29 protein-coding genes and 4 pseudogenes are annotated in these 25,428 nt (G+C 61.5%); 24 read left to right on the forward strand and 9 right to left on the reverse strand.

What is annotated here, in order from left to right:
• Nucleotides 1–292: transposase (locus CHB90_RS21525; RefSeq protein WP_141135827.1), on the forward strand; the 292-nt coding region annotated here is incomplete at its 5' end.
• Nucleotides 293–1,215: 923 nt separating this feature from the next.
• A pseudogene (locus CHB90_RS26845) lies at nucleotides 1,216–1,341 on the forward strand (ATP-binding protein); the annotation flags it as partial.
• Between the two features lie 322 nt (nucleotides 1,342–1,663).
• Here the strand turns inward: CHB90_RS26845 and CHB90_RS21535 are convergent.
• The 3 genes and pseudogenes from CHB90_RS21535 to CHB90_RS21545 all read right to left on the reverse strand — a co-directional run.
• Nucleotides 1,664–2,371, reverse strand: a pseudogene (locus CHB90_RS21535) (IS5 family transposase); the annotation flags it as partial.
• Nucleotides 2,372–2,476: 105 nt separating this feature from the next.
• Nucleotides 2,477–2,806: a chaperone modulator CbpM gene (locus CHB90_RS21540; RefSeq protein WP_089279874.1), complete on the reverse strand. Its 330-nt coding sequence runs from the start codon at nucleotides 2,804–2,806 to the stop codon at nucleotides 2,477–2,479.
• Nucleotides 2,803–3,747, reverse strand: a complete 945-nt coding sequence (locus CHB90_RS21545; RefSeq protein WP_089279875.1) for a DnaJ C-terminal domain-containing protein — start codon at nucleotides 3,745–3,747, stop codon at nucleotides 2,803–2,805. The genes CHB90_RS21540 and CHB90_RS21545 overlap by 4 nt, the downstream gene beginning before the upstream one ends.
• 366 nt (nucleotides 3,748–4,113) lie before the next feature.
• On the opposite strand from CHB90_RS21545, the gene CHB90_RS21550 reads away from it, so the two are divergent.
• The 3 genes from CHB90_RS21550 to CHB90_RS21560 are packed head-to-tail and all read left to right on the forward strand — an operon-like array spanning nucleotide 4,114 to nucleotide 6,994.
• Nucleotides 4,114–5,115 (forward strand): efflux RND transporter periplasmic adaptor subunit, encoded by a 1,002-nt coding sequence (locus CHB90_RS21550; protein ID WP_089279876.1) that lies wholly within the window; start codon nucleotides 4,114–4,116, stop codon nucleotides 5,113–5,115.
• Nucleotides 5,115–6,320: an ABC transporter permease gene (locus CHB90_RS21555; RefSeq protein ID WP_089279877.1), complete on the forward strand. Its 1,206-nt coding sequence runs from the start codon at nucleotides 5,115–5,117 to the stop codon at nucleotides 6,318–6,320. Before CHB90_RS21550 ends, CHB90_RS21555 begins: the two co-directional genes overlap by 1 nt.
• Nucleotides 6,317–6,994, forward strand: coding sequence for an ABC transporter ATP-binding protein (locus CHB90_RS21560; RefSeq protein WP_089279878.1), 678 nt, complete (start codon nucleotides 6,317–6,319; stop codon nucleotides 6,992–6,994). The genes CHB90_RS21555 and CHB90_RS21560 overlap by 4 nt, the downstream gene beginning before the upstream one ends.
• A 17-nt stretch (nucleotides 6,995–7,011) precedes the next feature.
• Here the strand turns inward: CHB90_RS21560 and CHB90_RS27600 are convergent, their stop codons facing one another.
• From CHB90_RS27600 to CHB90_RS21580, 5 genes are all read right to left on the reverse strand, one after another.
• Nucleotides 7,012–7,161, reverse strand: coding sequence for an SDR family oxidoreductase (locus tag CHB90_RS27600; RefSeq protein ID WP_425426653.1), 150 nt, complete (start codon nucleotides 7,159–7,161; stop codon nucleotides 7,012–7,014).
• A gap of 85 nt (nucleotides 7,162–7,246) precedes the next feature.
• Entirely contained in the window at nucleotides 7,247–7,633 is a 387-nt protein-coding gene (locus CHB90_RS21565) for a phage holin family protein (protein WP_089279879.1), read from the reverse strand.
• A complete protein-coding gene (locus CHB90_RS21570; protein ID WP_089279880.1) occupies nucleotides 7,633–7,944 on the reverse strand; it encodes an ElaB/YgaM/YqjD family protein in 312 nt (103 codons plus the stop codon). Before CHB90_RS21570 ends, CHB90_RS21565 begins: the two co-directional genes overlap by 1 nt.
• Before the next feature lie 81 nt (nucleotides 7,945–8,025).
• Entirely contained in the window at nucleotides 8,026–8,457 is a 432-nt protein-coding gene (locus CHB90_RS21575; protein ID WP_089279881.1) for a cupin domain-containing protein, read from the reverse strand.
• Between the two features lie 245 nt (nucleotides 8,458–8,702).
• The gene (locus CHB90_RS21580) at nucleotides 8,703–10,523 is read right to left on the reverse strand and encodes a PHA/PHB synthase family protein (RefSeq protein WP_089279882.1); all 1,821 of its coding nucleotides are present in this window, start codon (nucleotides 10,521–10,523) and stop codon (nucleotides 8,703–8,705) included.
• Nucleotides 10,524–10,792: 269 nt separating this feature from the next.
• On the opposite strand from CHB90_RS21580, the gene atpD reads away from it, so the two are divergent.
• The 19 genes and pseudogenes from atpD to CHB90_RS21680 all read left to right on the forward strand — a co-directional run bounded on the left by atpD (nucleotide 10,793) and on the right by CHB90_RS21680 (nucleotide 25,166).
• Nucleotides 10,793–12,271, forward strand: coding sequence for a F0F1 ATP synthase subunit beta (gene atpD / locus CHB90_RS21585; protein WP_089279883.1), 1,479 nt, complete (start codon nucleotides 10,793–10,795; stop codon nucleotides 12,269–12,271).
• Nucleotides 12,268–12,678, forward strand: a complete 411-nt coding sequence (locus CHB90_RS21590) for a F0F1 ATP synthase subunit epsilon (protein WP_089279884.1) — start codon at nucleotides 12,268–12,270, stop codon at nucleotides 12,676–12,678. Before atpD ends, CHB90_RS21590 begins: the two co-directional genes overlap by 4 nt.
• A complete protein-coding gene (locus tag CHB90_RS21595) occupies nucleotides 12,675–12,968 on the forward strand; it encodes an AtpZ/AtpI family protein (protein ID WP_089279885.1) in 294 nt (97 codons plus the stop codon). Before CHB90_RS21590 ends, CHB90_RS21595 begins: the two co-directional genes overlap by 4 nt.
• The gene (locus tag CHB90_RS21600; protein ID WP_089279886.1) at nucleotides 12,950–13,255 is read left to right on the forward strand and encodes an ATP synthase subunit I; all 306 of its coding nucleotides are present in this window, start codon (nucleotides 12,950–12,952) and stop codon (nucleotides 13,253–13,255) included. Before CHB90_RS21595 ends, CHB90_RS21600 begins: the two co-directional genes overlap by 19 nt.
• Complete coding sequence (locus CHB90_RS21605; RefSeq protein WP_089279887.1) at nucleotides 13,252–13,965, forward strand: F0F1 ATP synthase subunit A; 714 nt, start codon at nucleotides 13,252–13,254, stop codon at nucleotides 13,963–13,965. The genes CHB90_RS21600 and CHB90_RS21605 overlap by 4 nt, the downstream gene beginning before the upstream one ends.
• Nucleotides 13,965–14,210 carry a F0F1 ATP synthase subunit C gene (locus CHB90_RS21610; protein WP_019953286.1) on the forward strand — a complete coding sequence of 82 codons (246 nt, stop codon included), beginning with the start codon at nucleotides 13,965–13,967 and terminating at the stop codon, nucleotides 14,208–14,210. Before CHB90_RS21605 ends, CHB90_RS21610 begins: the two co-directional genes overlap by 1 nt.
• A gap of 4 nt (nucleotides 14,211–14,214) precedes the next feature.
• Nucleotides 14,215–14,952 carry a F0F1 ATP synthase subunit delta gene (locus tag CHB90_RS21615; RefSeq protein ID WP_089279888.1) on the forward strand — a complete coding sequence of 246 codons (738 nt, stop codon included), beginning with the start codon at nucleotides 14,215–14,217 and terminating at the stop codon, nucleotides 14,950–14,952.
• On the forward strand, nucleotides 14,942–16,465 hold the full coding sequence (locus CHB90_RS21620; RefSeq protein WP_089279889.1) for a F0F1 ATP synthase subunit alpha: 1,524 nt from the start codon (nucleotides 14,942–14,944) through the stop codon (nucleotides 16,463–16,465). The genes CHB90_RS21615 and CHB90_RS21620 overlap by 11 nt, the downstream gene beginning before the upstream one ends.
• The gene (locus CHB90_RS21625; protein ID WP_089279890.1) at nucleotides 16,462–17,316 is read left to right on the forward strand and encodes a F0F1 ATP synthase subunit gamma; all 855 of its coding nucleotides are present in this window, start codon (nucleotides 16,462–16,464) and stop codon (nucleotides 17,314–17,316) included. Before CHB90_RS21620 ends, CHB90_RS21625 begins: the two co-directional genes overlap by 4 nt.
• 64 nt (nucleotides 17,317–17,380) lie before the next feature.
• Nucleotides 17,381–17,902: a hypothetical protein gene (locus CHB90_RS21630; protein WP_212591630.1), complete on the forward strand. Its 522-nt coding sequence runs from the start codon at nucleotides 17,381–17,383 to the stop codon at nucleotides 17,900–17,902.
• A 63-nt stretch (nucleotides 17,903–17,965) separates the two neighbouring features.
• Entirely contained in the window at nucleotides 17,966–18,328 is a 363-nt protein-coding gene (locus tag CHB90_RS21635) for a hypothetical protein (protein WP_089279892.1), read from the forward strand.
• Nucleotides 18,329–18,428: 100 nt separating this feature from the next.
• Nucleotides 18,429–19,151, forward strand: a complete 723-nt coding sequence (locus CHB90_RS21640; RefSeq protein ID WP_089279893.1) for an NAD(P)-binding domain-containing protein — start codon at nucleotides 18,429–18,431, stop codon at nucleotides 19,149–19,151.
• Nucleotides 19,152–19,396: 245 nt separating this feature from the next.
• Nucleotides 19,397–19,648 carry a hypothetical protein gene (locus tag CHB90_RS21645; protein ID WP_245823333.1) on the forward strand — a complete coding sequence of 84 codons (252 nt, stop codon included), beginning with the start codon at nucleotides 19,397–19,399 and terminating at the stop codon, nucleotides 19,646–19,648.
• A gap of 296 nt (nucleotides 19,649–19,944) precedes the next feature.
• The gene (locus CHB90_RS21655; protein ID WP_089279894.1) at nucleotides 19,945–20,166 is read left to right on the forward strand and encodes a hypothetical protein; all 222 of its coding nucleotides are present in this window, start codon (nucleotides 19,945–19,947) and stop codon (nucleotides 20,164–20,166) included.
• 68 nt (nucleotides 20,167–20,234) lie between these two features.
• The gene (locus tag CHB90_RS21660) at nucleotides 20,235–20,579 is read left to right on the forward strand and encodes a hypothetical protein (protein WP_089279895.1); all 345 of its coding nucleotides are present in this window, start codon (nucleotides 20,235–20,237) and stop codon (nucleotides 20,577–20,579) included.
• Nucleotides 20,580–20,705: 126 nt separating this feature from the next.
• Nucleotides 20,706–21,410: pseudogene (locus CHB90_RS21665) on the forward strand (transposase).
• Between the two features lie 268 nt (nucleotides 21,411–21,678).
• The gene (locus CHB90_RS21670; protein WP_089279896.1) at nucleotides 21,679–22,065 is read left to right on the forward strand and encodes a DUF302 domain-containing protein; all 387 of its coding nucleotides are present in this window, start codon (nucleotides 21,679–21,681) and stop codon (nucleotides 22,063–22,065) included.
• A gap of 145 nt (nucleotides 22,066–22,210) precedes the next feature.
• Nucleotides 22,211–24,544, forward strand: a complete 2,334-nt coding sequence (locus CHB90_RS21675; RefSeq protein WP_089279897.1) for a heavy metal translocating P-type ATPase — start codon at nucleotides 22,211–22,213, stop codon at nucleotides 24,542–24,544.
• 10 nt (nucleotides 24,545–24,554) lie between these two features.
• Nucleotides 24,555–25,166, forward strand: a complete 612-nt coding sequence (locus CHB90_RS21680) for a class I SAM-dependent methyltransferase (protein WP_089279898.1) — start codon at nucleotides 24,555–24,557, stop codon at nucleotides 25,164–25,166.
• A 41-nt stretch (nucleotides 25,167–25,207) separates the two neighbouring features.
• Here CHB90_RS21680 and istB read toward each other — a convergent pair.
• Nucleotides 25,208–25,428 (reverse strand): annotated as a pseudogene (gene istB / locus CHB90_RS21685) (IS21-like element ISPkr1 family helper ATPase IstB); the annotation flags it as partial.

Genomic DNA, 25,428 nt, shown 5'->3' on the forward strand with positions numbered 1-25,428 from the left:
CGTCATACCGCCGCGCAAGAATGCCAAGCCGTGGAAGCCATCGACTGCAGGGGCTATCGCTCGGAACGAGGCGCTGCGCGCTTCGAAATACCTTGGCCGCGCCATCTGGAGAAAATGGAGCGGATACCACCGACGAAGCCGCGCCGAGACGAAGATGCATTGCGTGAAGCTGCTGGGGCAGAGCCTCATGGCGCGCGACTTCGATCGTCAGGTCGCCGAACTTCAGATCCGCGCCGCCGTGCTCAACGGCTACACCGCGCTCGGCATACCCGTCACAGAGCCTGTGGGATAATTGCGTCCGGGGAAAGGGGAACTCCGGACGTTACCGACTTTGCGCAACAAAGCCCCGCCACGGCCAAGAACCGTCACGCAGCATGTCTTCGAAGCTGCGCTGGCAAAGGTCGAGGTGACGCTGAAGGAAAGGGTCCATCGTCTCATTCTATGGATCAGGGGCGGAGATCGGTAGGGCGGTTGAGGTGCACCTGGCGCAACTGAGCGGGTCTGGCACGGATTCGTCATATCGGCGAAAATGTACCTACTTGGGATTTGAAAACGGGGTTTGCCGGACACGAGGCTCGAGGCCGTGTGAGGGCGAACGGGGTTTCACCCCTTCGCTCGCCGACCCTCACTCGCGGGTTCGATCTCGGCACCTCGGCAAACCCCGTTTTCAAAAAATGCGAATGACCCTGAGAGGCAGAGTTTGACTGCAGAACCCCCCCCATACGGAACCCCCAACCCCTATGGGGGTCATGTATGTGGAAACGTAGCTGAACATGCCGGAACATAGTTGACCGAAAGCACCTCATCTCTGACCGTGACTTCACCTGCTCTCGCAGGTGAATCTCGCGCCGCCGGTGGCGGCACTCGCCCTCCACGACCTGTTTCGGTACTCGAACCTCACAATTTGTTTCAGTGGGTGGGGTACGTACCGGGGTAGATCGCAAAACCAAACGGCGGTTAACTGTCTGATTTCAGAGGTTTGCGATGTTTTCGCGAGTCCTCTCCTGGCACCAATAAATCCTCACAATCCACTGTTGAAGCGGCGAAATCTCTTTTTTCTTGGGAACCGATCCACCTTTTTGCCCACCTTGCGGCGTGCGGCGTCAGGCGCGTTTCAACTTTCCGGGACGCGGGGCTCGCGCGAATGGCTCATTCCGAAATTTATCCATCATGAGATCGCCTGACGTTGCAAGTTGAAGTGCAGAAGTTGGCCACAAGCTGCTCGATCGCCTCACCCATCGCTGCCACATTCCGGTAACGGGAAACGACAGCTACCGCTTCAAGGCAAGCTCGGAGACGGCGAAAAAGAAACGAAAGGAGACAGCCGCAATGACGCCATGATGACGCAGGAGACATAACCGCTGGGTGGGTCAGTTCTCAATGACAGTCAACATTAGTGTTCCGCATCTGACGGAGGACTCCAAGCTGGGGTCGGACGTGTCAATGTCGGGGCATGACACGCAATGACATCTGCCTTTACCTGAGCCCCGATGACCGAACCGAACTCCAATCGCTGATCGCCGACCGGAACACCTAGGCCCTACCGCGGCTTTGTTGCGCAAAGGAGAAGAGGGCCACACCTCACCTTTCTCCAGACGCACTTATCCCATGGACTCTGTGACAGGTATGCCGAGCGCGGTGTAGCCGTTCAGCACGGCGGCGCGGATCTTGCGATCGCACTGGCCGTCGAGGGATTCCAGGGCTTTGCGTTCTTGCGTGGCGGTATGACAGCATCGGCGCCTCGGTCTGCGACGGCGTCGTGGCACCTGCGCGTGTCGTAGGCTCTGTCTGCCGTGACCGAGCAGATCTCCACATCAGCGGAGATCTGGTCAAGGAGCTCGGGCAGCATGGGTGCGTCACCAACATTGCTGCCGGTGATCTCGATGGCTCGGATCTCCAGGGTTTGTTCATCGACGCCGATGTGGATCTTGCGCCATAGACGGCGTTTCGTGCCGCCGTGCTTGCGGGCGTTCCACTCGCCTTCACCCTCTGCCTTGATGCCGGTGCTGTCGATCAGCAGGTTCAGCGGCCCGTGCGAGCCCCGGTAGGGAATGGTCACGGCCAGGGTCTTCTGGCGCCTGCTGAGCGTGCTGAAATCCGGCACCGTCCACTCGAGGCCGACCAGCCGCAGAAGGGTTTCGACGAAGCCTGTGGTCTGCCTGAGGGCCATGCCGAACAGCACTTTCATCGTCAGGCAGGTCTGGAAGGCAGCGTCGCTGTAGTCGGGCCGGCGATCGCGCTTTCCAGTGGGCGCGGCCTTCCGCGTCATGGCGGGATCAAACCAGATCGTCAGCGAGCCACGGCGCTTGAGCGCTTCGCTATAGGCCGGCCAGCTCCTGGTCTTATAGGCTGGGGGTATGGGTCTGCTCATGCAGGCCAGCTACCACACTGGTTTCACGACATGAATCCCTCACGGGATTCGTGCAACAGAGCCTATTCGTACGGACAATGCTCCAAGGTCCAGTTCGAATCCTGCTCAAGATTTTTTCAGTTCTGCCATGATCCGAGTCTGGAGTTCTGTTGGAAGGGCATCAATCACGCCAGCCAAGGTCTCAAGATCCTGTCGCGCGGCGTGCAATTGGTCGATGAGCGACACCACGATGCCCAAGCCCGTCTCATCGAGATCTAGAGCCTGAGATAGGTCACACAAAAGCTCCAGCCGCGCGATGTCAATGCGGCGAAAGACATAACCGTCGGCCTCCTGCTCTGGTTTGACCAAGTCGCCCTCAACAAAACGCACGAGTTGGCTTCGAGTCAGCCGAGTTACCGTAGTCACCACGTCATCTTCGGAGTAACGGTCTGTCATTTGCCGGCACCTTTCATCATATTGGCACGCGGGTCGAAGTCATGGGTCATTCGCCATTCCACAAGAAAATCGCGAAGGCTTTCATCCACGTCAGGCGGCGCGACGATCTTCAACTCGACCCGCTGATCGCCCTTCGTCTTGCTGCCCGCACGTGGGACCCCTCGTGCCCGCAGGCGCAAGACCTGGCCCGAGCTTGCCCCAGACGGAATGGTGAGGCCCACGGGACCGTCGATGGTCGGTGTTGTTACCTTGCCGCCGAGAACGGCCTCGTCAATGGTGATCGGAAGAGTCAGGAGAATGTCGTCGCCGTCACGACGGAACACCGGATGGGGCCGCACCAGAACGGTGATGAGCGCATCACCTGCCGGACCGCCACCAATGCCGGGCGCGCCCTTACCGCGCAGTCGCAGCGTCTGTCCGTCTTCGGTACCCTGCGGGATCTTGACCGCAAGGCTCTGGCCATCAGGCATGGTGATGCGAGTCTCGGCGCCTCGTGCAGCATCCAGAAACGGCACCTCGAGCGTATAGCGCATATCTGGGCCGTGGGCCGAAAACCCACGGTCGGCAAAGTCAGCACCGGATGACCGCGTACGATTGCGCAGAATTTCTGCGAAGATGTCAGCTGGATCGGCATCCGTGCCGAACCCGCGACCTTGTTGGTAAGTGTTGTCCGCCGCACCTGCGAAATCACGATAGTACTGCCGCTGAGGGCGTTCTGCACCAAGACCATCGATCTCTCCCGCATCGTATCGTGCGCGGGTCTCGGGATCTTTCAGGATCTCGTAGGCGGCAGAGATCGACTTGAAGCGCGCCTCGGCCCCTGCGTCGTCTGGATGCAGATCGGGGTGGCTTGTCCGCACCAGTTTCCGATACGCCTTCTTTATGTCGTCAGCCGTGACCGCCTTTGTGAGGCCGAGCAATTCGTATGGATCGTTGGACATCCGGGCTCCCTGTTCGACAACCATTGCATGGTGAGGCGGCAAGCCCCCGCAAACGGAATTAACCCGTTCAAAATGCCATGGCGGCGCCTGCTTCGTCGCTGATCTAGGTCAGGGTGGGAAAGGCATGATCCGGTATAATTCAGAAGATGTTGTCTCACCGAGGAATTCTATTCACCAGTGCGCAAAGACCTTTCGATAGGAGCCAGCTTGGAGGCGGCAAAAAACATACAAACACGGGAAGAGGCGAGTTCTCCGCAGCGAGATGAGCCTGTATCCGGACCCCTTGTTCCAGCTCTGCGCCCGGTCGTGCCCAAGCCTGCCACAAAGCGTCGACTCTGGCTTTGGGGGACTGCCGGGCTGCTGGGCATGGCACTCGCTGGCTTCGTCTGGTCCCAGTTCTGGATGGCGCGGCCAACAGCGGTCACGGTGGAAGTCGCGGCCCACGCCCCGGTTACGCGTGTGCTTGCGGTCAACGGCCGGATCGCGGCGGTGCGTTCCGTCGACGTAAGATCCGTTGTGTCTGGCAACCTGGTGGGGCTTCTCGTTGCAGAGGGCGACGTCGTGGAGAAAAACCAGATCCTGGCGCAAGTCGATGCGGCGGCGCAGAATGCCACTGTCCGGCAGGCCATGGCCGCATTGGACGCCGCCCTCGTGGGGCAGCAACAGGCGACCGAAATCTATGAGCGTGCGGTAGCACTGGGTAGCAATATTCCCAGATCGGAACTGGAGGCGAAGGCCCACGCCGTCCAGTCGTCAGCACAGGAGGTCGCCCGCCTCACTGCCTTTTTGGATCAGGCTCAAATCGTTCTGGAGGATTATACGATCCGTGCCCCTGTCGCCGGAACCGTTCTTGAACTGGACGCCGAAGAGGGGCAGATCGTTGGCCCCACCAGCCGCCTGCTAACCCTCGCCGATCTGAGCGAGATACTGGTCGAGGCCGATGTGGACGAGGCCTATGCCACCCAGATCGCCGTAGACCAGCCTGCCGTGCTGCAACTGGCCGGTAACACCGGAACACACCAGGGACATGTCAGCTTCGTGTCAAACCGCGTGGATGAAGCGACCGGTGGGCTTGCCATCGAGATCAGCTTTGATGCGCCGGTTGCGGCACCGGTCGGCCTGACGGTTACTACGAATATCATCGTGGACCAGCGCGATGCGGCGCTGACCGTGCCGCGCACCGCCTTGGTGAATGGTGAAGCGGTTTTCGTAGTTGCGGACGGCGTCGCACAGCTGCGCCCCGTGACGGTCGTGGAATGGCCCGCAGCACGATTAATTGCATCGGCGGGGCTGGAGGGTGGCAACGCCGTAATCGTCGATGCAACAGGCATCTCGGACGGTCAGCCGGTCGTCGTGGACGAGCCCTGATGCTCTACGCGCTCAAGATTGCGACCCGTTACCTCACGGCCAACAAAGCCCAGACCGCCCTCCTGGTTACCGGTGTCGCGGTGGGCGTGTTCATCTTCATCTTTATGTCGGCCCTAATAGGGGGCTTGGCCGAATTCATTCTCTCGCGCACCGTAGGTGACATTTCACACATCACCATAGAAGCGGAAACTGCCGACCCGGCCTTGTTGATCTCACCCGAAGGCCATGTGCTGGTCGTCGCCGAACGGGGCCGCGCGCGAACTGCGACCCTGGCCGAGGCCGCCACGTGGTTGCCGCTGATCGAGGCCGTTCCAGGCGTGCGCGCCGTCTCACCGCAGATCACTGGTGCCGGGTTTCTCACACGTGGGGCGCAGGTTTCTCAGGTTAGCGTGACCGGGGTCGAGCCGGGGCGCGAATCCGCGATTCTTGACCTTGCCGGTTACATGGTTGCGGGCGATGTGCGGGTCGGCTCGGGGCTGATCGTTGTTGGACGTGACTTGGCCGATGATCTTGCGCTGTCGGTCGGTCAGACCCTGCGACTCCAAAGTTCGAATGGCGTCACGTCAACGCTGACCCTCAGCGGCATATTCAAGACCGGCAATGGCGGGATGGACGGCGCACGTGCGTTTGTCAGTCTTTCGACCGCTCGAACATTGTTTTCCATGCCGCAAGGCGTCTCGCGGATCGAAATCAAGCTAGATGATCTAAACGCCGCCGATGCGACCGCCTTGCGGATCCGGGCCTTGACGGGGCTTGATGCTGTGCCATGGACGGACGGGGCCGAACAATTGATGGAGGCGCTGAATGCCCAGGCGCAGACCGGGTATTTCCTCAAGACATTCGCTCTTATCACCATCGTGATCGGAGTCGCCTCAGCGCTTTTGCTCTCCACCTATCGCCGTCGCCCCGAGATCGGGATCATGCGGGCGATGGGGGCAGGACGCCGGTTTGTGATTTTCGTCTTTGTCGCGCAGGGCGCACTGGTCGGGCTGATGGGCGGGATCATGGGCGCGACGCTGGGATATCTCGCCCTGCTGCCCTTTCCCTCGCGTGACGCGTTCCAGCCGGGCACTCTGCCGATGGACATCACACAAGGATCTTACGGTCTGGCCATCACGCTTACCGTGATCGGCGCGATCCTGGCCTCGATCCTACCTGCACGTTCGGCCGCACGGGTCGATCCCGTTACGGCAATCGGCCAATGAGCGCGCTTCTCGAGGTTCGCGACCTGTTCAAAACATACGGCACGGGAGAGGCCGCAACCCGGGTGCTGCGCGGCCTGTCGTTGGGCCTTGAGGCGGGTGATATGGCGGCGCTTCTGGGTCCTTCAGGTTCAGGCAAGAGCACGCTCCTCACAATCCTCGGAACATTGATGAAGCCCACCTCCGGCAGCTACGTGATGCTCGGTCAGGACATGATCGCCGCAGATGACAAAGCGTTGACCGATTTTCGCAATGCCCACATCGGCTTCGTTTTCCAGTTCCACAACCTTCTGCCGGATTTTACTGCTCTGGAGAACGTGATCTTCCCCACCGCCGTGCGTGAAGGGCGCGAGACGCCTGCCGCCCGTGCGCGCGGCCGCGATCTGCTGTCCCGCATGGGGCTGGCCGACCGGATCGATTTCCCCTCAGCCAACCTTTCCGGCGGACAAAAACAACGGGTCGCTGTTGCACGCGCCTTGATGAACAGTCCTGAACTGGTGCTGGCGGATGAGCCGACCGGCAACCTCGACCGCGCCTCGGCTATGCAGGTGATGGACCTGATCGACCAGATCAACCGTGAGGAAGGCACGACTTTCCTGATCTCGACCCATGACGAAAAGATTGCGGCTTTCTGTCGGCGACAGATCGTGGTGGGCGATGGGATTGTTACAGGCTAGACCCGCGCAGCGAGTGCCTACTGCGCGGTATAGCCGCCGTCGATCAGATGGTAACTTCCGGTGATGAAAGAAGCCTGATCCGAGAGCAGGAAACAGGTCAGCGGCGACACCACCGCAGACGCGGCACCGGTCACGGTGGCTGTCTTTTCGTCGAAATCAAATGTCATGATGGCTCTCTTGCAAATGGATAAGTCCGGGAGTGGGCGCACGGGTTGCATTGCTGCGTGCTAACCCATGTCAGGGGGCTCGATCTCAATCCCGCCTGCCCTCGCCTAGGTATCGGGCCAGGACAAATGCTGTCGTGAATGCAATCTGAGAGGCAAAATCGGTTTCGCCGGTAGCAGGTGCCGCCGGTTGCGAGACCGGCGGGTCGATCAGAGTCTTTTTCGTAAAACGATTTCTGGCGAGGACCAGAAGGGCCGCAGCCAAAAGTGTTAATCCGAGGCCGATCAAGAGGGACGCCGAAGCTTGCCCTACCGCACGACTGAGCGTGAGATACGCCCAGGCCGTCAGGAACGCCACTCCTGCGGCTGCGGTCAGTCCCCCGGCCACAGCAAGCAAGGTCGGCAACAGCAATTTACCAGCGTCCTTTCGGACGTCTCGGCCAATGCTGTGCACGATGTCATCGACTATACCCATCACCGCCGCGACAGGGCGCCGACCAAAAAACCCGCGCCCACCGCAAGGCCGATTGTCATAAAGGGGTGCGCTGCAACGGACTCCTCCAGCTGCGCCTCTGCGGAGCGTCCCTTGCTCTCGGCATAGTGCTTCGCTTCGTCAAAGCCTTCCGCGATGTCCGCAGCCATGCGGCTTCCGCGACGTCCCGCGATCCCGCTGACAGTCTCAGCGAGCCGCGACATGTCCTCCCGCAGGGCGGCCAATTGATGGACTACTGCCTCGATATCGGTTTCTGCGGTGGCTTTGGTGCTGGTCTTGCTATCAGGTGACATATTGATTTCCTTTGATTGGCGGGTTTTGGGGTGTCGTGGCGTCTGAGGTGCTGTGCGGGCGTGACCTGAATGCGTAGCACATCAAGTTCGGTCCGAGACCCGGACGACCTCTGCCGCCTGCTCAGTGCCTTCTCCGGAGAAAGCCTCGTCAGAGGCATCGGCCTCGCTTTTTGTCTTTTGAACCAGTTGGTCCTCGTGATGCGGCGGGCCGTAGATCGTGTAGAGCTTGAGCGTCTCATGACCTGTGCAAATCACATTGTGATGCGCGCCAGCAGGGACGACGATGCCGTAGCCAGCCTTGACCTTGTGGGTCACCCCGTCGATCACGACCATTCCCTTTCCCTCTTCGATGCGAAAGAACTGATCCGTGTCGGCGTGTATCTCGCCGCCGATTTCCGTCCCAGGCTTCAGAGACATCAGAACCAATTGCAGCTTTGTCCCTGAATAAAGAACACGCCGGAAGTCGGTGTTTCCTTCGGTCAGTTCCTCGATATTCGCAACATATCCGATCATGGTGCCTCTCCGTTCATTTCATCGTCTGGGTCGAAGACATGCCCCTGTGTGCCGGAGATTAATCTTCACCGCACTGATCGGCGTTAGCAGCATGACGCGTTTCACTTCGCTGCGGTGCGGCTGGCCATAATCCGCCTTTGATCAAAAGTCCTCGCCACGAGCGTCATGAATCGCGCCGCTTCGTTTCATGGCCCAATGACGCATGCACTCACTGCGGCTTACCACCGTCAAAAGCGGGCGTGGGATCAGGTTTGGTGAACGTAGGTGCCAGGCGCCGCTATGATCGGGACCAAGCCCTTGTCTGGCGCACCGATGGAGGGTGCCGGCACAACACCGCTGCTTTTCTCTTCCAGCCAGCTCGTCCACGCGGGCCACCAAGAGCCCGGTTGCGGCGTATTCTGCGCGACCCAGGCTTCGGGACCCACGTAAAGCGCCCCGGCCGCACGACGCGAGATCCGATGGTGACCGCGCGCCAGCTTTGGCTCGTTGATGATTCCGCTGTTGTGGCCGCCGCTCGTCAAGACAAACGTCATATCGCTATCTGTGAACAGTTGCGTCTTGTAGACGGACTTCCACGGTGCGATGTGATCGGATTCAGTGCCCACGGCGAATATCGGGGCCGAGATGTCCTTGAGCGCGATCACCCGTCCGTTGACAGCAAACCGGCCTGCCGTCAGCCGATTTTCAAGAAACAGGCCGCGCAAATACTCTGAATGCATTCGGGCAGGCATCCGGGTCGTGTCGGACACCCAGACACCCATATCGGTGGGCAAATCCTCTTTCCCGAGGTAATAGCGCCTGACGGCCCGGGTATAGATCAGATCCTCCGACCTGATAGCCGAAAAGGCTCGGGCCATTTGTGGGCGGTCAAGATAGCCTTTCTCCCACATCATGTCCTCGAGGAATGCAATCTGGCTTTCATCCAGAAACAACAACAACTCGCCCGCCTCGGCAAAGTCGACCTGTGCTGCCATGAGCGAGATCGACGCCAGCCGATCGTCGTTTTCACGCGCCATAGTGGCGGCTGCGATCGCCAGGATTGTGCCGCCTAGGCAATATCCAACCGCATGAACCTTGCGCTCCGGCACGATTGCATTCACCGCATCGAGAGCCGCGATCACGCCGCGTTCGCGGTAGTCCTCCAGCGACAGGTCTGCTTGATCGGCGGTCGGGTTGCACCACGAGATCATGAAGACGGTAAACCCCTGATCCACAAGGTGTTTGACCATCGAATTATGCGGCGAGAGATCAAGAATATAGTACTTCATGATCCAGGCCGGAACGATCAGGATCGGCTCGGCCTGCACCTTATCGGTCTGAGGCGCATACTGGATCAACTCGAAAAGATCATTGCGGAACACCACCTCGCCGGGCGTAAAGGCCAGATCCTTACCGATCTGAAAGCCCTCTGGTGCAGGTTCATGCACCTGAGCAATGGTGTTTACAAAATCATGCATGAAGTTGCGCGCACCCTCCGCCAAATTCTTGCCGCTACTCTTCCGCGTTTCCTCGATAATCTCGGGATTAAGGGCGGGGAAATTGGACGGCGACAACAGGTCCAGCATCTGACGCGCCATGAAACGGGTCCTGTCTGCGTCCTCGGGCCGCAATCCGCGCAGATGGTCGGTTGCATAGTCCCACCAGTCCTGCACCGCGAGAAACCCCTGCTGCATGTTTCTGAACGGTGGTTTTTCCCATCCGGGATGCCGGAAGCGATGGTCGTAGGCCTTTGGCACAAAGGCCGGTTCCGCGTCGCTGTTTGGAATAAGCGACTGCCCAATCAGCCTTGTCATATTTTCTTGCGCGCGCTCGGCCAGTTCAAGCTGGCGGCCCGGCGCCCGTGCCAGGTGCAAGGCCCAATCGCTCCAGGCTTCGATGAACGCATGGGGCGACACACCGGCCGCCATATAGGCGACAGCTGCCCGAGATGCGCGATCAAGGTTTTCGTGCGGATGCGCCTTTGTTGACTCGGCTTGCTGCAGTGATGACGCGGCGATCTTGGCGGGACGCTGGACCCGCGGCGCGCCTCGCGCAGGTGCCTTGGACTGCTGATTGCGCTTGGTCATCTATGCGATCCTATGCTTATGCGTTTTTTGTCTGAACGCCCTCTTCCGGATGAAGCTGTTCGTGCGGATCATAGCCGGAGCGGCGCATACGCCATGTGTGGCAAACGTTCGTGGTGGTCGCATTGATACAGATCAGCGCCCAACGTCGCGCAGCGCTCTATGCTTGTCTCGATTAGTCCCCGCAAGCTGTTGTTTTTTGGCTGGCCGTTGGCGACAGGCAAGCAAAGAGGTCTCGTTTGACGCCCAAAAGCTCATATCCAACACCTAAAATGGACGCTACCCACGTCGGGACCGGCACAAATGCGGATGATCGCAGCTTGCCTTCTGACGGTGTCGTGCATGCGGTCCGGGGTGCCGTCGTGGATGTCGTCTTTTCCGGGACCGACCTGCCGCCAATCAATTCTGCACTGGTGGTGGAATGGGACCGGCCGACTGACCTCATTCTCGAAGTCCACAGCCACCTCGATCAGAAGACAATACGCGCGGTGGCATTCCAATCCACCGCGGGCCTTGCCCGTGGCGTGCCGGTGCAGGCCAGCGGCGCGCCAGTTGCCGTGCCCGTGGGCGAAGCCGTTCTTGGGCGGCTTCTGGATGTCGTGGGTAACGTGCAGGACGAAGGGCATGCCCTTCCTGACGACACACCGCGCCGGTCGATCCATGCGCTGCCACCGCTTCTGAAATCCCAGACCAGCGCCACCAATGTGTTCGAGACGGGGATCAAGGTGATCGACCTGCTGACGCCCATGGCGCAGGGCGGCAAGGCCGCGATGTTCGGCGGCGCCGGGGTCGGCAAGACCGTTCTGGTGATGGAACTGATCCGCGCCATGGTCGAGAAATACGAAGGTATTTCGGTCTTCGCGGGCGTTGGTGAGAGATCACGCGAAGGGCATGAGTTGCTGACCGAAATGCAGGACTCGGGCGTGCTGGAGCGCACCGTGCTGGTCTATGGTCAGATGAACGAGCCACCCGGCGCGCGCTGGCGGGCTCCGCTGACAGCCTTGACGATTTCGGAATATTTCCGGGACCAGAAGCACAAGAACGTCCTTCTTCTGATGGATAACGTGTTCCGCTTTGTTCAGGCCGGAGCCGAGGTATCCAGCTTGCTCGGCCGCCTGCCCTCACGTGTGGGATACCAGCCAACGCTGGCGACCGAGGTGGCGGGGCTGCAAGAGCGCATCGCCTCGGTGGCGGGCTCTGCCGTGACGGCCATTCAGGCGGTCTATGTGCCTGCCGACGATTTCACCGATCCCGCCGTGACCACGATTTCCGGTCACATGGATTGCGTCATCATGTTGTCCCGCGCCCAGGCCTCCGAGGGGTTTTATCCGGCGATTGACCCGCTGGGCTCGTCATCGATGCTGCTCGATCCGCTGGTTGTCGGCGTGGACCACTACCGGACCGCCGAAGCGGTCCGCCAGGCGCTGGCGCGGTTCCGCGAGCTGACCGACATCATCTCGCTGCTCGGGGTCGAGGAGCTTGGAGCCGCCGACCGCCTCATCGTCAAGCGCGCGAGACGGTTGCAGCGGTTCCTGACCCAACCCTTCATGGTAACCGAGGCCTTTACTGGCACACCGGGCGCCAGCGTGCCCCTCACCGAAACCCTCTCGGGGTGCCGCGCCATTCTGGACGGCGAAGCCGACGAGTGGTCCGAAAGCTCGCTCTACATGGTCGGAACGCTGGAGGACGCCAGACAGAAAGAGGCGGCCGCAAATGCCTCGAACGCCACCGACGCCGAGGAAGTGGCATGAGGTTGCGGATCGTGACCCCTCTGTCTGTCGTTGTGGACGAGAATGCCGAAAGCTTGCGGGCTCAGGACGCCAGCGGCAGCTTCGGCATTCGACCCGGCCACGCCCCATTCCTGACCGCGCTCGCGGTTTCAATCGTCAGTTGGAAGAGCGCCGGGCTTGAGCGATTCTGCGCATTGCGCGGCGGGGTGCTGACCGTGACCGGGGGTAGCACCGTCGCGATCGCCAGCCGCGAGGCAGTGGCGGGCGACGATCTGGCCACGCTGGACGCGGAGGTTCTGACTCGGTTTCAGGCCGACACCGACGAAGAACGGGTCGAACATGTCGAGACGATGCGACTGCAGATGAACGCCATCCGTCAGATGATCAGCGGGTTGCGTCGGGGCGCAGACACGGGACAGTTCCGGTGACCGAAGACCCATCTGAGCCCCCAGAGACCGATCCACTAGTCGAGGAAATCCGCAAGCATCGCAGCCGTCACGAGCAGTGGCTGCGCGAAGGTGACATGTCCGTCGGCAGGCGTCTGGCGCAGATCGGCGTGCTGGGCTGGATCTTCGTGGTGCCGACCCTCGCGGGCCTGTTCTTCGGACGCTGGCTCGATGCGCAATTCGAGACGGGCATCTTCTGGAGCGCCCCGATGATGCTGCTCGGGCTTTGTCTGGGCGGCTGGACCGCCTGGAAATGGATGAACGCACGATGACCGATCCCTCCACTCTCCCGCTAATTGTCCTTCTTCCGATCTGCTTTCTGGGTGGGCTCTTCATCGGATATGGCTACTTCCGCGCACTCCGTGAGACCGCCAACCTGATAGTCAAAGGGGGCAATCCACTGAGGGCGATCGTCCTGACCCTCGCGCGCATCTCGCTTTTGGCCACCGGCTTCTTCATCGCCATGCTGGCAGGCGGCCTTGCCCTGCTGGCGACGTTTGCAGGGGTCCTCTGCGCCAAGTGGATCATGCTCCGCAGGATAGGGGACATCCAAACATGAACTCTCCGCTCGACTCCACCGTCCTGTTCCAGATCGGGCCGGTTCCGATCACGCTAGCCATCGTCACGACATGGGCGATCATGGCGATCCTGGTGATCGGGGCTTTTGCCCTGACGCGCCGCCTAGACCTCAGACCAACCCGGCGGCAGGCCGCGCTGGAGCTGATGGTCGCCACGCTCGACACCCAGATCACCGAGACGACGGGTGCCGCGCCCGCACCCTATCGCGGGTTCATCGGCACGCTCTTTCTGTTCATCCTCGTGGCGAATTGGTCCTCGCTTGTGCCGGGGGTCGACCCTCCGACCGCACAGCTTGAAACCGATGCCGCCCTCGCCGTTCTGGTGTTCCTGTCCGTGATCTGGTTCGGCATACGCGCGGGCGGCGTTGGCGGCTGGTTGAAATCCTTCGCCGCGCCAAACCCGGTGATGATCCCGCTGAACATCCTGCAAAGCCTGACGCGGGTCTTTTCCATGTTCGTGCGCCTGTTCGGCAACGTGATGAGCGGCGTGTTCGTCATTGGCATCGTCGCCTCGCTAGCTGGCCTGCTGGTACCGATCCCGTTGATGGCGCTCGATCTGCTGACCGGGCTGGTGCAGGCCTACATTTTCGCGGTGCTGGCGATGGTGTTCATCACCTCTGCGGTTGAGAGCGGCGCGCCCAGCCCTCCGAATACCGACCTTGCCCCTTCCCAAACGAAAAAGGAGTCATGATGGACTATCTCAGCTTGGCCAGTATCTTCTGCGCCGCCTTTGCAGTGGCCTTCGGCGCTATCGGACCCGCACTTGCCGAAGGGCGCGCCGTTGCCGCCGCGATGGATGCCATCGCCCGTCAGCCCGATGCCGCAAACACGATTTCGCGCACGCTGTTCGTCGGGCTTGCGATGATCGAGACGACGGCAATCTATTGTCTGGTGATTGCGCTCCTGCTGCTCTTCGCCAATCCGCTACTGGCATGAGCGCATGACGCTCGATTGGTGGGGACTGGGTCTTCAGGCCATCAACGTCCTGATTCTCGTCTGGCTGCTCAGCCGCGTTTTCTGGCGTCCGGTTGCCGGGGCCATTACCCGGCGGCAGGAAGCGGCGCAGGCCCTGTTGGAGGAAGGCAAGACAGCACAAGCGAAGGCCAATGCTGCGCTTGCAGACATCGCTGCGGCCCGCACAGGAATCGCGGCGGAACGCGATGCCATACTTGCCGAGGCCAAGACGGCGGCGGACAAAGTCGCGAAAGCCACACTGAAGGATGCGCAAACCAAGGCAGACTCCCTGATTGCTGCCGCGCGCACCGCCATTGACCGCGACCGAAACACCGCGCGGAAAGAGAACGCAACGAGGGCCACCGAATTGTCGGTCGAGATTGCAGCCCGGCTTCTCGATCGGTTCAACACTCCTTCGGTTCAGGCGACGTTCCTTGCGCAACTTGTCGAGGCGATCGCGGACATGTCCGCATCCGACCGCGCGGCGCTGATAGCCTCGGCAGATGGCACCACGATCGTCACAGCGACAGACACGGAGGACGCGGAGAGCGCCAAGATCGAACGCGCGATAAAGGATGCGTTGGGCGGCACGCCCAGCGTTCGTCTTGTCACCGATCCCAGCCTGATCGCCGGACTGGAACTCCGCAGCGGGCATTTCGTGCTTCACAACAGCTGGCGGGCCGACCTCAAAGCGATCCTGAAGGAGGTCGAGAATGCCGGTTGATACACCAGACTGGTTCGCATCGGCGCAAGACGCGGTGCGGCGCGCGGCAGTCGGTCCGCGACCCGAACACAGGGGCTGTGTCGAAGAGATCGGGGATGGTGTTGCGATGATCTCTGGGCTGCGCGATGTGCGGCTGGACGAGGTTCTGCGGTTCGAGGGCGGCCAGTTCGGGTTCGCGCGGGTTCTAGACCCCGACCTGATTGGCTGCGTGTTCATCGACGCGGCGACCAAGGTCGAGGCGGGCGACGCCGTCTTCGGCACGGGCGAAGTCGTGAGCGTGCCTGTCGGGGAGTCATTGCTCGGGCGCATCGTAGACCCACTTGGCCGCCCGTTGGACGGCAAGGGAGCGATCGAGGCCGGCGAGCAATGGCCAATCGAGCGCCCGGCGCCCTCGATCATCGAACGCGATCTCGTGACCCAGCCGGTGCAAACCGGGATACTCGTGATGGACACGCTGTTCGCGCTTGGCCGGGGTCAGCGCGAGTTGATCGTCGGTGACCATTCCACCGGCAAGACGACCCTGGCCACCGACACGATGATCGCGCAGCGCGACAGCGACATGATCTGCGTCTATGTCGCCGTGGGGCAAAAGACATCCAGCGTGCGCCGCGCCATCGACGCGCTGCAGGCGCACGGGAATTTCGCACGCTGCATCGTGATAGTCGCCGGCTCCGCCTCGGCGCCGGGGCTGCAATGGATCGCGCCCTATGCGGGCATGACCATGGCCGAATACTTCCGCGACAGGGGCGAGCATGCCCTTGTGGTGATCGACGATCTGTCCAAACACGCCGCCACCCACCGCGAGATTGCCCTGCTGACCCGGCAATCCCCGGGGCGCGAGGCCTATCCGGGAGATGTGTTCTACATCCACGCTCGTCTTCTGGAACGGGCGGCCAAGCTGTCCGAGGCGCGAGGCGGCGGCTCCCTGACCGCCTTGCCAATCGCGGAAACCGATGCCGGGAACCTGTCGGCCTATATTCCGACCAACCTGATCTCGATCACGGATGGGCAGATCGTGCTGGATGCGGGTCTGTTCCATCAGGGGCAGAAGCCAGCCGTGGATGTGGGGCTGAGCGTCAGCCGTGTCGGCGGCAAGACCCAGGCACCTGTCCTGCGCGAGGCTGCCGGCACGCTGCGGCTCGACTATGCGCAGTTTCTGGAGCTCGAGGTTTTCACCCGGTTCGGCGGCATGCCCGAAGGTCGCGTGCGCGACCAACTCAGACGCGGGAAAAGGATCCGCGCAATCCTGCGTCAGCCACAGAATGCGCCCCTTCGCCTGGCAGATGAGGTGGCGCTCCTGCTCGCCGTGCAGTCAGGGCTGCTGGACCCCTTGCCGCTCGATGCCGTCGCCACCTTTCGGGACAAACTGCCGGAATATCTTGATCAGGATGCTGGCGATGCCCTGCTTGCCTTTTCCGAGACCGGGGAACTGAATGAGACGGCACGGGCCGCCCTGATGGCCGCGATGACCCGCCATGCTACGAATCTTGGCGATAGGAAACCAGCGACATGACCGAACGACTGGCCGATGTCAGCGCCCGGATCGACGGCATTCGCCAGTTGGGGGCCGTGGTAAACGCGATGAAGGGCATCGCCGCCGCGCGCGCCAGCACCGCCCGCGCAGAGATCAAGGCCGTCGACAGCTATGCCGCAACAATTGCCGCCGCCATATCCAACGCGCTTGGCCCCGCAGGTCCTATATCACTGGCCGAGACCTCTGACGGCCAAAACGACGATCGCATCGGTCTTTTGGTTTTCTGCGCAGAACAGGGCTTTGCCGGGGCCTTCAGTGAACGCGTTCTGGACAGCATCGACACCGACCTGTCGGCAGCCAGCCTGTTCCTGATCGGCACCCGTGGCCTATCGATTGCTGCGGCGCGGGATCTCGATCCGGACTGGTCCGCGCCCATGTCCTCGCACACGCCCGGCATCCCGAAACTGGCCGATAAGATTTCCAAGGCAATCTACCGCGCCCTGGGTGAGGGTCGTTTTGAGCGTATGGATGTGATCCATGCCGGATGGGCGTCCGGGAAACCTCAAGTCCTCCGGCAGGTTCTGTTGCCAATCGATCTGTCGGCCTTGCCGCCGCCCGGGGCGACACGTCCACTGACCCAGCTACCCACCGACGCCCTTATCACTAGTCTCAGCGGGGACTATCTCCATGCCCAGATCTGCAAGGCGGCGCTTCATGCCTTTGCCGCAGAGAACGAGGCGCGCATGGAGGCCATGTCTGCCGCAGGCAGCCAGATCACGCGCGAGCTGGGCGAATTCGAGGCTACTCTGCGCCAAGTACGACAGGAAGCGATCACAGCCGAAATCATCGAACTGGGGACCGGCACGGCGTCGGCGCGCGACGCAAGGTGAGCGCTACGGGGCTATCGCAGGCTCCTATTGATCTGCGTCAGCACAAGGTGGCGCGGTTTGCGTCATGCTGGTCGTTACCGAAGGTGTGGCACCCGCCCGCTTTGGGTCTATCGGCGCCATAGCATCTGCCAGTTCGGCCCATGCAAACGGCGCCAGCAAGGATTCCGCAATGGCATACGCCCCGACGCAACTTGGACAAGACCCGCAATTTGAGCCGTTTCTGCACGCGCCCTTGGGTGAAGATCGACGCGGAAGCAGCGTCACCGTTCTATCGATGCTCGCCCGGCTCGGCGTCGACCCCTGGAGCGAAGCATCCGAGCTGTCCAGGTTACCCGCAACGGCGGCACGGCAAAGGTTGGAGGCGCTGATGACACGTTTCCATGACGTACCGACCCCTGTTCCGGATCGGAGCAGGATCGTCTCGGGTCTTCTTGCCCTGCTGCCGAGGCGGGCGACGACGGCAAGTTCACCCCAGGACCGCACTTCGGTCAAGCTTGTGCTGCCGCCGCAGGGATCCGCATTCTACTGGATCATCGCGGCAGCCCTGTTCGTTGGCTGGGTCGTCATGTTGGCCCAAGGCCAGTGAGATGTGCCCCTGCGCGAAACAGCCATCACCCAGCACAACCGCCAATCTTGAAGGGCCCCTTGAATGACCGCAGATGACACGCTTTGGGATCTCGAAGAACGCTTCTGGACACAAGGCGCGGACAGCGCGCGGCTGGCCACGGCCAAGGACGCCGTCTTCGTCTTTCCCTTTCGTGCCGGTATTCTTCAGGGCGATGCGCTCTGGAGAGAGAAAGACGTCGCCCAGCGGTGGCGTTCGGTGGTGATGAGCGAGCGCTACCTGTCGCGGCAAAAAGACATAGCCGTTTTGGCCTATCGCGTCTCGGCCGAACGCAGCGACGAGCCGATCTACAAGGCGCTCTGCACCTCGACCTACCTGAGCGACGACGGCAAGTGGCTGCGGCTAGCGCACCAGCAGACGCCGGTTGGGGATGCGCGCGACGGGTGAGGCTGCGGGGGGACTGGGAAGATCAGCTTCGAGCCCGAAGTGACGAATGCTGCGAAGTGTGCAAAGGTTTTCTTTAGATCAGCTCACAAGGAGAGTCAGCATGCGAATTGGCGTGATCGGGTGCGGAACGATCGCCCGTGCAGCCGTGGAAGGCATTGTCCACGATGGGCACGAAATCACTGTTTCTGAGCGCGGCGCTCATCATTCCTCTTCTCTCGCTGAAGCCTATGAGAACGTTCAGATCGCGGACAACCAGGGGGTAGTCGATGCAAGCGACGTTCTATTTCTGGGATTGATGGCCGAGGTTGCGCCAGATGTTCTCGGCGCTTTGACATTTCGAGAAGGACAAATCGCAATCACGTTCATGGCCGGTGCGTCGCTTGAAGAGGCCGACGCCTTGGTCCGACCGGCGCGTGCGACTGCCATAATGATGCCCTTTCCCGGAATTGCACAGGGCGGCACGCCCATCATGATGTACGGGGATGCCAAAATCGTCACGGATATTTTCGGTACTCGGAACAGCATCTTTCCCGTTCGCGATGCCAATGAGATGACGGCCTACCTTAGCGCGCAGGCTATTCTATCACCTGTCGCGCGCATGGTCGGCGATGCCGCAGACTGGCTTGGAGATCGCGTGTCAGACAAAAATCAGGGCGAAGCCTTTCTCAGAGAGTTGGTGGCATCGAATCTATCGGCAATCGCTTGTGAATCCCTGATTGAGGCGCTCAACGCTCCGGGTGGATACAACCAGAGGCTTCGACTTCATATGGAAGCTCAAGGGATGACCTCGGCGCTCAGGAACGGCCTCAGCAAAATGGTTTAGTCTGAAACTGAAACCAATTGAGTTTCTTTCGAGTCTCGCGACCATATCTGAAATTCAGAGTACGCAGTGAACCACCAAAGCAGGAGTTCACGTCTTCAAACGGTAGGGCAGCAAAGTCCGCACTGCAGACTTCCACCATCCCCCGCCCCCGCTAACCTCCGTCAGTCCGCCATCGGCCATCCTCGCCTAGCCTTGCCGCAACAGCCGCGCCCATCCTCGCGGCCCCTGCTGGCAAAGGACACCCCATGGCACACCCCGCTGCGCCCGCTTCCGAAACCGCTTCCCGGTTTCACTTCCCCTCAGCCTACACCATCCTGTTCGCGCTGATCGTGATCATCGCTGGCCTGACCTGGGTGATCCCGGTCGGTCAGTATGAACGCGTTGCCTCGGAGGCGCTTGGCAAAGACGTTCCGGTGGCGGGAATCTACGCGCCCACCGACGCCAATCCGCAAGGTTTTTTCGACGTCATCCTGGCCCCGATTGTTGACTGCCCCTGATGGACAAGATCGCGCCCTGCAACGAAAGTACGGCGGCGCTTGTGCAAGGATGCAAGCACCGACAATTCGGTGTCCGACAGGGCGACGAATGCGCCAAGCTTGCGGACAAGCGGAGTGTTTTCGATCATTTATCCCTCTTCGACACTCGGCGAAGCCCTAGCAAAAGAAATCGCTCCCAGGACTGATGTCGATCAGCACATCATAGCAGATTCCTTGCAAGTCTGCTCCGTGCGCAGCAGGCGCGTCCTCCGCGTCGCACTTGTCGGAGAGGTCAATACCTTGTGACGGACGACCAAATGCATTCAGGAATGGCCGCGCTTACCATCTGCGAAGCCCTGCTACTCGCGTTGAATGACGCGCGGATTTTGCCCGAGAAAGAAATCATGGGTATTCTCACGGATGCAGCTGCAACCCACGAGAACGCTGTCGGGTCCGAGGCTGATGCCGTAAAGCACCTCGCCGCGGCAGCACTGATCCGACGGATCATCGCCGGAGGGAATTCAGTCCGCAGACCCTGACTGTGCGCATGCTCTCATTCTGTGACCCTCCGTGTCGAAGCACGGCCCCCTACGATAGGAAAAAGACCATGAAAGAAAATGAGAAATCGGCCGCTGCATCTACTTCCGAGGCGCAAAAGTTGACAGAATATTCCAATAAGAACAGCAACAAAACGCCCGCACAGTACGAACCCCTCGCAACAGATTACAGCGGGAAAAAGATCGACCGTCCCGGCTTTGATCTGGGCGGATCTTCTGGCGACACACATGCCGGGACAGGCTTGGGCCTTGGCAAGGATTCATCCGACACGCCGGGTGACAGGCGGCTTCCCGGACGGCGGCCTGACAACAAGCTGACGATCCCACGCTGGGGTGGACCCGAGCCCGATGGCCCAACCAGGCCTTTCAGGAAGCCGGCACGCCGCAAACCGTAGGTTTCGATGAACGCTCTCCAGATCGGCACGCTACTAATTGTCTTCGCAGGGGCGTTTGGAGCGGCGTTGTTGCACATATCGGTGAAGGGGATTCACTGTGCGAGTGCTGACGGTTAGATCGGGAACATGGCGAAAGCTTCTCCGACCCGTTACCGCACGACCAACTGGTCCGACTACAACGCCGCACTGTGCAAGAGGGGCTCGCTATCTGTCTGGTTCGATCCTGACATGGTCTGGCACGCGGCGAGGTCCGGCAAGCGCGGACGCCCGGAGACCTTTTCTGATGCCGCAATCCAGACCTGCTTGACGCTGAAAGTGCTCTTCGGTCTCCCGCTGCGTCAGACGGTCGGGTTGGTCGAGAGCCTGGTTCGGATGGCCGGGCTCGATTGGCCGGTGCCGGACGACTCGATGCTTGGCCGACGCCAGACACGGATTGCGGTGCAGATCCCGCCGGACGTGCCGATCGCCACGGTCACTGCCGATGGAGCTTATGACACGCGCCGATGCCATGGCGCGATCATCGTGCGCGGTGCCGATGCAGTCATCCCCATCCGCCGCAACGGCCGCGCCTAGAAGGAAGATTGTCCCGCAGCCATCGCGCGAAACGAGGTCCTTCGGGCGACACGACATCTGCGCCGAGCGCTCTGGATGAGATGGGCGGAATACCACGTCCGAAGTCGTGTCGAGGCGCGCATGAACTGCCTGAAGCTCTTTGGCGAGCGGATCATGTCACGAGATCCAGACCGCCAAACCGCCGAAATTCAGATCTGCTTTGCCATCATGAACCGCACCTCAGCCCTGGGAAGGGCTGAAATCGAGGCTGTCGCCTGATCCTGCGCGGGTAAGGGGGAACTCACTGTTCAGACAGCTTTGTGCAAAATCGCCATGTGGCGGCAAAGGCTGCTCTGCCATCATCAAATCGGAAATGACCGGAACGCACACTGATCTGCATCACCCTGTGCGCTGCAATCAAGGCTACCATGGCGACGAGGTAAAGAACTTCGAAGCGTGGACCTTGTGCCCGATGCGGCAGCCCGGACACGCGCCTCGGCAGGGGCCGGACCATGCGGTCGATAATTTCCACAGAAAGGATGCCGCAATGAACTTCACGATCAACCGCACCTTCGAGGGAGCGTCCTTCAAAGACATTGATGCCCGCACACGGACAGCGCTCGCGGACAATGGCTTTGGCGTTCTGACCGAGATCGACGTGCAAGCGACGATGAAGAAGAAACTCGATGTCGAGATGCCGGCCTATCGCATCCTGGGCGCCTGCAACCCGAAGATGGCGCATCAGGCGATCGGGATCGAGCCGCGGGTTGGAGCGATGCTGCCCTGCAACGTGATCCTGCGCGAGGTCGAGGGCGGTGTGGAGGTCAGTGCCATCGACCCGGTGGCGTCTATGCAGGCGATCGAAAACGCTGAACTGACGGCCGTCGCGGACAAGGTCCGCGACCTTTTGGCGAAGGCGGTCGAGAAGATTTGAGATGAATCTCCGCACCGCCATTCTCGCAGCCCTGGCGATGCGGCGACAGCCTGAAAACCACGCGCCCGGCCACCATCGAAAGTGACTTGAGCTTCCAGTCTCTGGAGGCGTGAAACTGCGAGAGAACCAGAAAGTTTCGCACATCATGGACCACGATCATCATCACGCAGCACCCGACATCGCGGCCGGAACCGGGACTGCAAAGGACCCGGTCTGCGGGATGACGGTCGCGGTCAAGCCCGACGGGCGGCACGCGGAGTTCGGGGGCAAGACTTTCCATTTCTGCTCCGAAAAATGCCAGACGAAGTTCAAGGCCGACCCGTGGCACTACGCGTCGGGCCGCGCCGCTGGAAAGAAGAAGACCGCGCCCGCCGACGTCCAATACACCTGCCCGATGCATCCCGAGATCATCCGCGATGCGCCGGGGGCCTGCCCGATCTGCGGCATGGCGCTGGAACCCATGGTACCCTCCGACGAGCCGAGCGAGGAGCTGACCGACTTCACCCGCCGGATGTGGATCTCGGCGGCTGCGGCGGTGCCGCTGATCGTGCTTACCATGGGCGGGCTGGTCGGCCTGCCGGTGCGAGACTGGATCGGGCACCAGATGACCAGCTACCTCGAGTTCGTGCTGGCGACGCCCATCGTGCTGTGGGCGGCTTGGCCGTTCTTCAGCCGGGGCTGGGATTCGATCGTGAACCGCTCGCCCAATATGTGGACGCTAATCAGCCTCGGGGTGTCGGCGGCCTATCTCTATTCGATTTTCGCCACGTTCCTGCCGGGCCTTTTCCCCGAGCAGTATCGCATGGGCCATGGCGTCGGCACATACTTCGAGGCGTCGGTTGTGATCGTGGCGCTGGTCTTTGTCGGGCAGGTGCTGGAACTGCGTGCCCGCGAACGCACCGGGGATGCGATCCGCGCGCTGTTGGACCTCGCGCCCAAGACCGCGCGGCGCATCCTGCCGGACGGGTCCGAATACGACGCGCCGCTGGAAAATATCATGGAGGGCGACCGGCTGCGCGTGCGCCCCGGCGATGCGGTACCGGTCGATGGCGTGGTGATCGAGGGACGCTCCTCGCTTGATGAAAGCATGCTGACCGGCGAATCGATGCCAGTGGAAAAGGGTCCCAGCGACGCGGTGACCGGTGCCACGATCAACAAGAACGGCTCTCTGGTTATCGAGGCAGGCAAGGTCGGCGCCGATACCGTGCTGGCACAGATCGTGACCATGGTGTCGAACGCACGGCGGTCCCGCGCCCCGATACAGGGCCTGGCGGACCGGGTCTCAGCCATATTTGTCCCGACGGTCGTGGGGACCGCGATCTTTGCCTTCGTCGTGTGGATGATCTTCGGGCCAGAACCCGCACTGGTTTTTGCCATCGCCTCGGCCGTGTCGGTGCTGATCATCGCCTGCCCCTGCGCGCTTGGCCTCGCCACCCCGATCTCGATCACCACGGCGGCGGGACGCGGAGCACAGGCGGGTGTGCTGATCAAGGATGCCGAGGCGCTGGAACGTATGGCGTCTGTCGATACGCTGATCGTGGACAAGACCGGCACGCTGACCATGGGCAAACCGAAGCTGACGGATACCGTGGCGATTGGGGATGTGGCCGAGGCGGACCTTCTTTCGCTGGCCGCTGCGCTGGAACGCGGGTCCGAACATCCTTTGGCTGAAGCGATCGTGGAAGGGGCTGAAGCGGCGGGCGCCACCCGGCAAGAGGCCAGCGATTTTGAGGCGGTCACCGGCAAGGGTGTGCGGGGACAGATCGGCGGACGCGCCGTCGCGCTCGGCAATGCAGCGATGATGCAGGAGATGGACCTGGACACGGGTGCGGCCGAGGCGAAAGCCGACACGCTGCGCACCGAGGGCAAGACGGCGATGTTCATTGCGGTCGATGGCGCGCTGGCGGGCATCGTGGCGGTGGCCGACCCGATCAAGGACAGCACGGCGCAGGCAATCAAGGAACTGCATGCCCAAGGGCTGCGCGTCATCATGGCGACAGGCGACAACGAGCGCACGGCGCGGGCGGTGGCGGGCAAGCTTGGCATCGACGAGGTGCGCGCAGGTATCCTGCCCGAGGCCAAGAAGGACCTAATCGACCAGTTGCGCCGCGACGACCACAAGATCGCCATGGCGGGGGACGGGGTGAACGACGCGCCCGCGCTGGCCGCCGCTGATGTCGGCATCGCCATGGGCACGGGCGCGGACGTGGCGATGCAAAGCGCGGGCATTACCCTGTTGGGCGGTGACTTGATGGGCATCGTGCGGGCGCGCAAACTCGCTCGTGCCACTTTGCGCAACATCAAGCAGAACCTGTTCTTCGCCTTCGCCTACAATTCCCTTGGCGTGCCGATCGCAGCGGGGCTGCTGTACCCCGTTACCGGGCTTCTGCTCTCGCCTATGATCGCGGCGGCGGCGATGAGCCTGTCATCGGTGTCGGTCATCACCAACGCGCTGCGACTGAGGCGGGTCGATCTGTGAGGAACGGTTGATGGCTGAAGAACCGAACCGCTGGGAAGACGTCTACCAGAGCAAGGCTGAGGCCGAGACGAGCTGGTTCGAGGATCGTCCGCAGGTCTCGCTCGACCTGATCGCGGCGACAGGGGCAACCAGCGATGCCGCCATCGTCGATGTTGGCGCGGGGGCGTCGCGGCTGGTGGATTGTCTGCTGGACCAAGGCTTCCTCCGCATCACCGTGCTTGACCTGTCGGACACAGCGCTGGCCAAGGCCCGCGCCCGACTGTCTGACGATGTGCCCGTCGAATGGGTTGCGGCAAACGTCCTCGATTGGGAACCGTCAGGGCTCTTCGATGTCTGGCACGACCGGGCGGCGTTCCATTTCCTCACCGACGTTGCCGATCAGGAAGCCTATCTGCAGGTCATGGATCGGGCTCTCGTCCCCGGTGGCCAGGCCATCATCGGCACCTTCGCGCCGGATGGCCCGGAAAAATGCAGCGGACTGCCGGTTGCCCGCTATGACGCGGCTCTTCTCGCGGAACGGCTGGGTCCGGACTGTCAATCGGCACGCAATCCTGACCCCCTATCGGCGCCCAAAAATGACCCCCTTATTTTGCGCAGGGGTAGCTGGCCCGATGCGGTGTAGCCATCACACAGCGCAGCCGCGTCGGGCCAGCGGGGCCTGGGTTACTCCCTGGTCTTGAAGCGCCAGCTCTCGTTGCCGGTTTCGACGATGTCGCAGTGGTGGGTAAGGCGATCAAGTAGCGCTGTCGTCATCTTGGCGTCTCCGAAGACCGATGGCCATTCACCGAAGTCGAGGTTGGTCGTCACGATGATGGACGTGCGCTCGTAGAGACGACTGACGAGGTGGAACAGCAGCTGGCCGCCGGTCTGAGCAAACGGGAGAT

This window comes from Antarctobacter heliothermus (genome assembly GCF_900188425.1).
GTDB classification, from domain to species: domain Bacteria; phylum Pseudomonadota; class Alphaproteobacteria; order Rhodobacterales; family Rhodobacteraceae; genus Antarctobacter; species Antarctobacter heliothermus.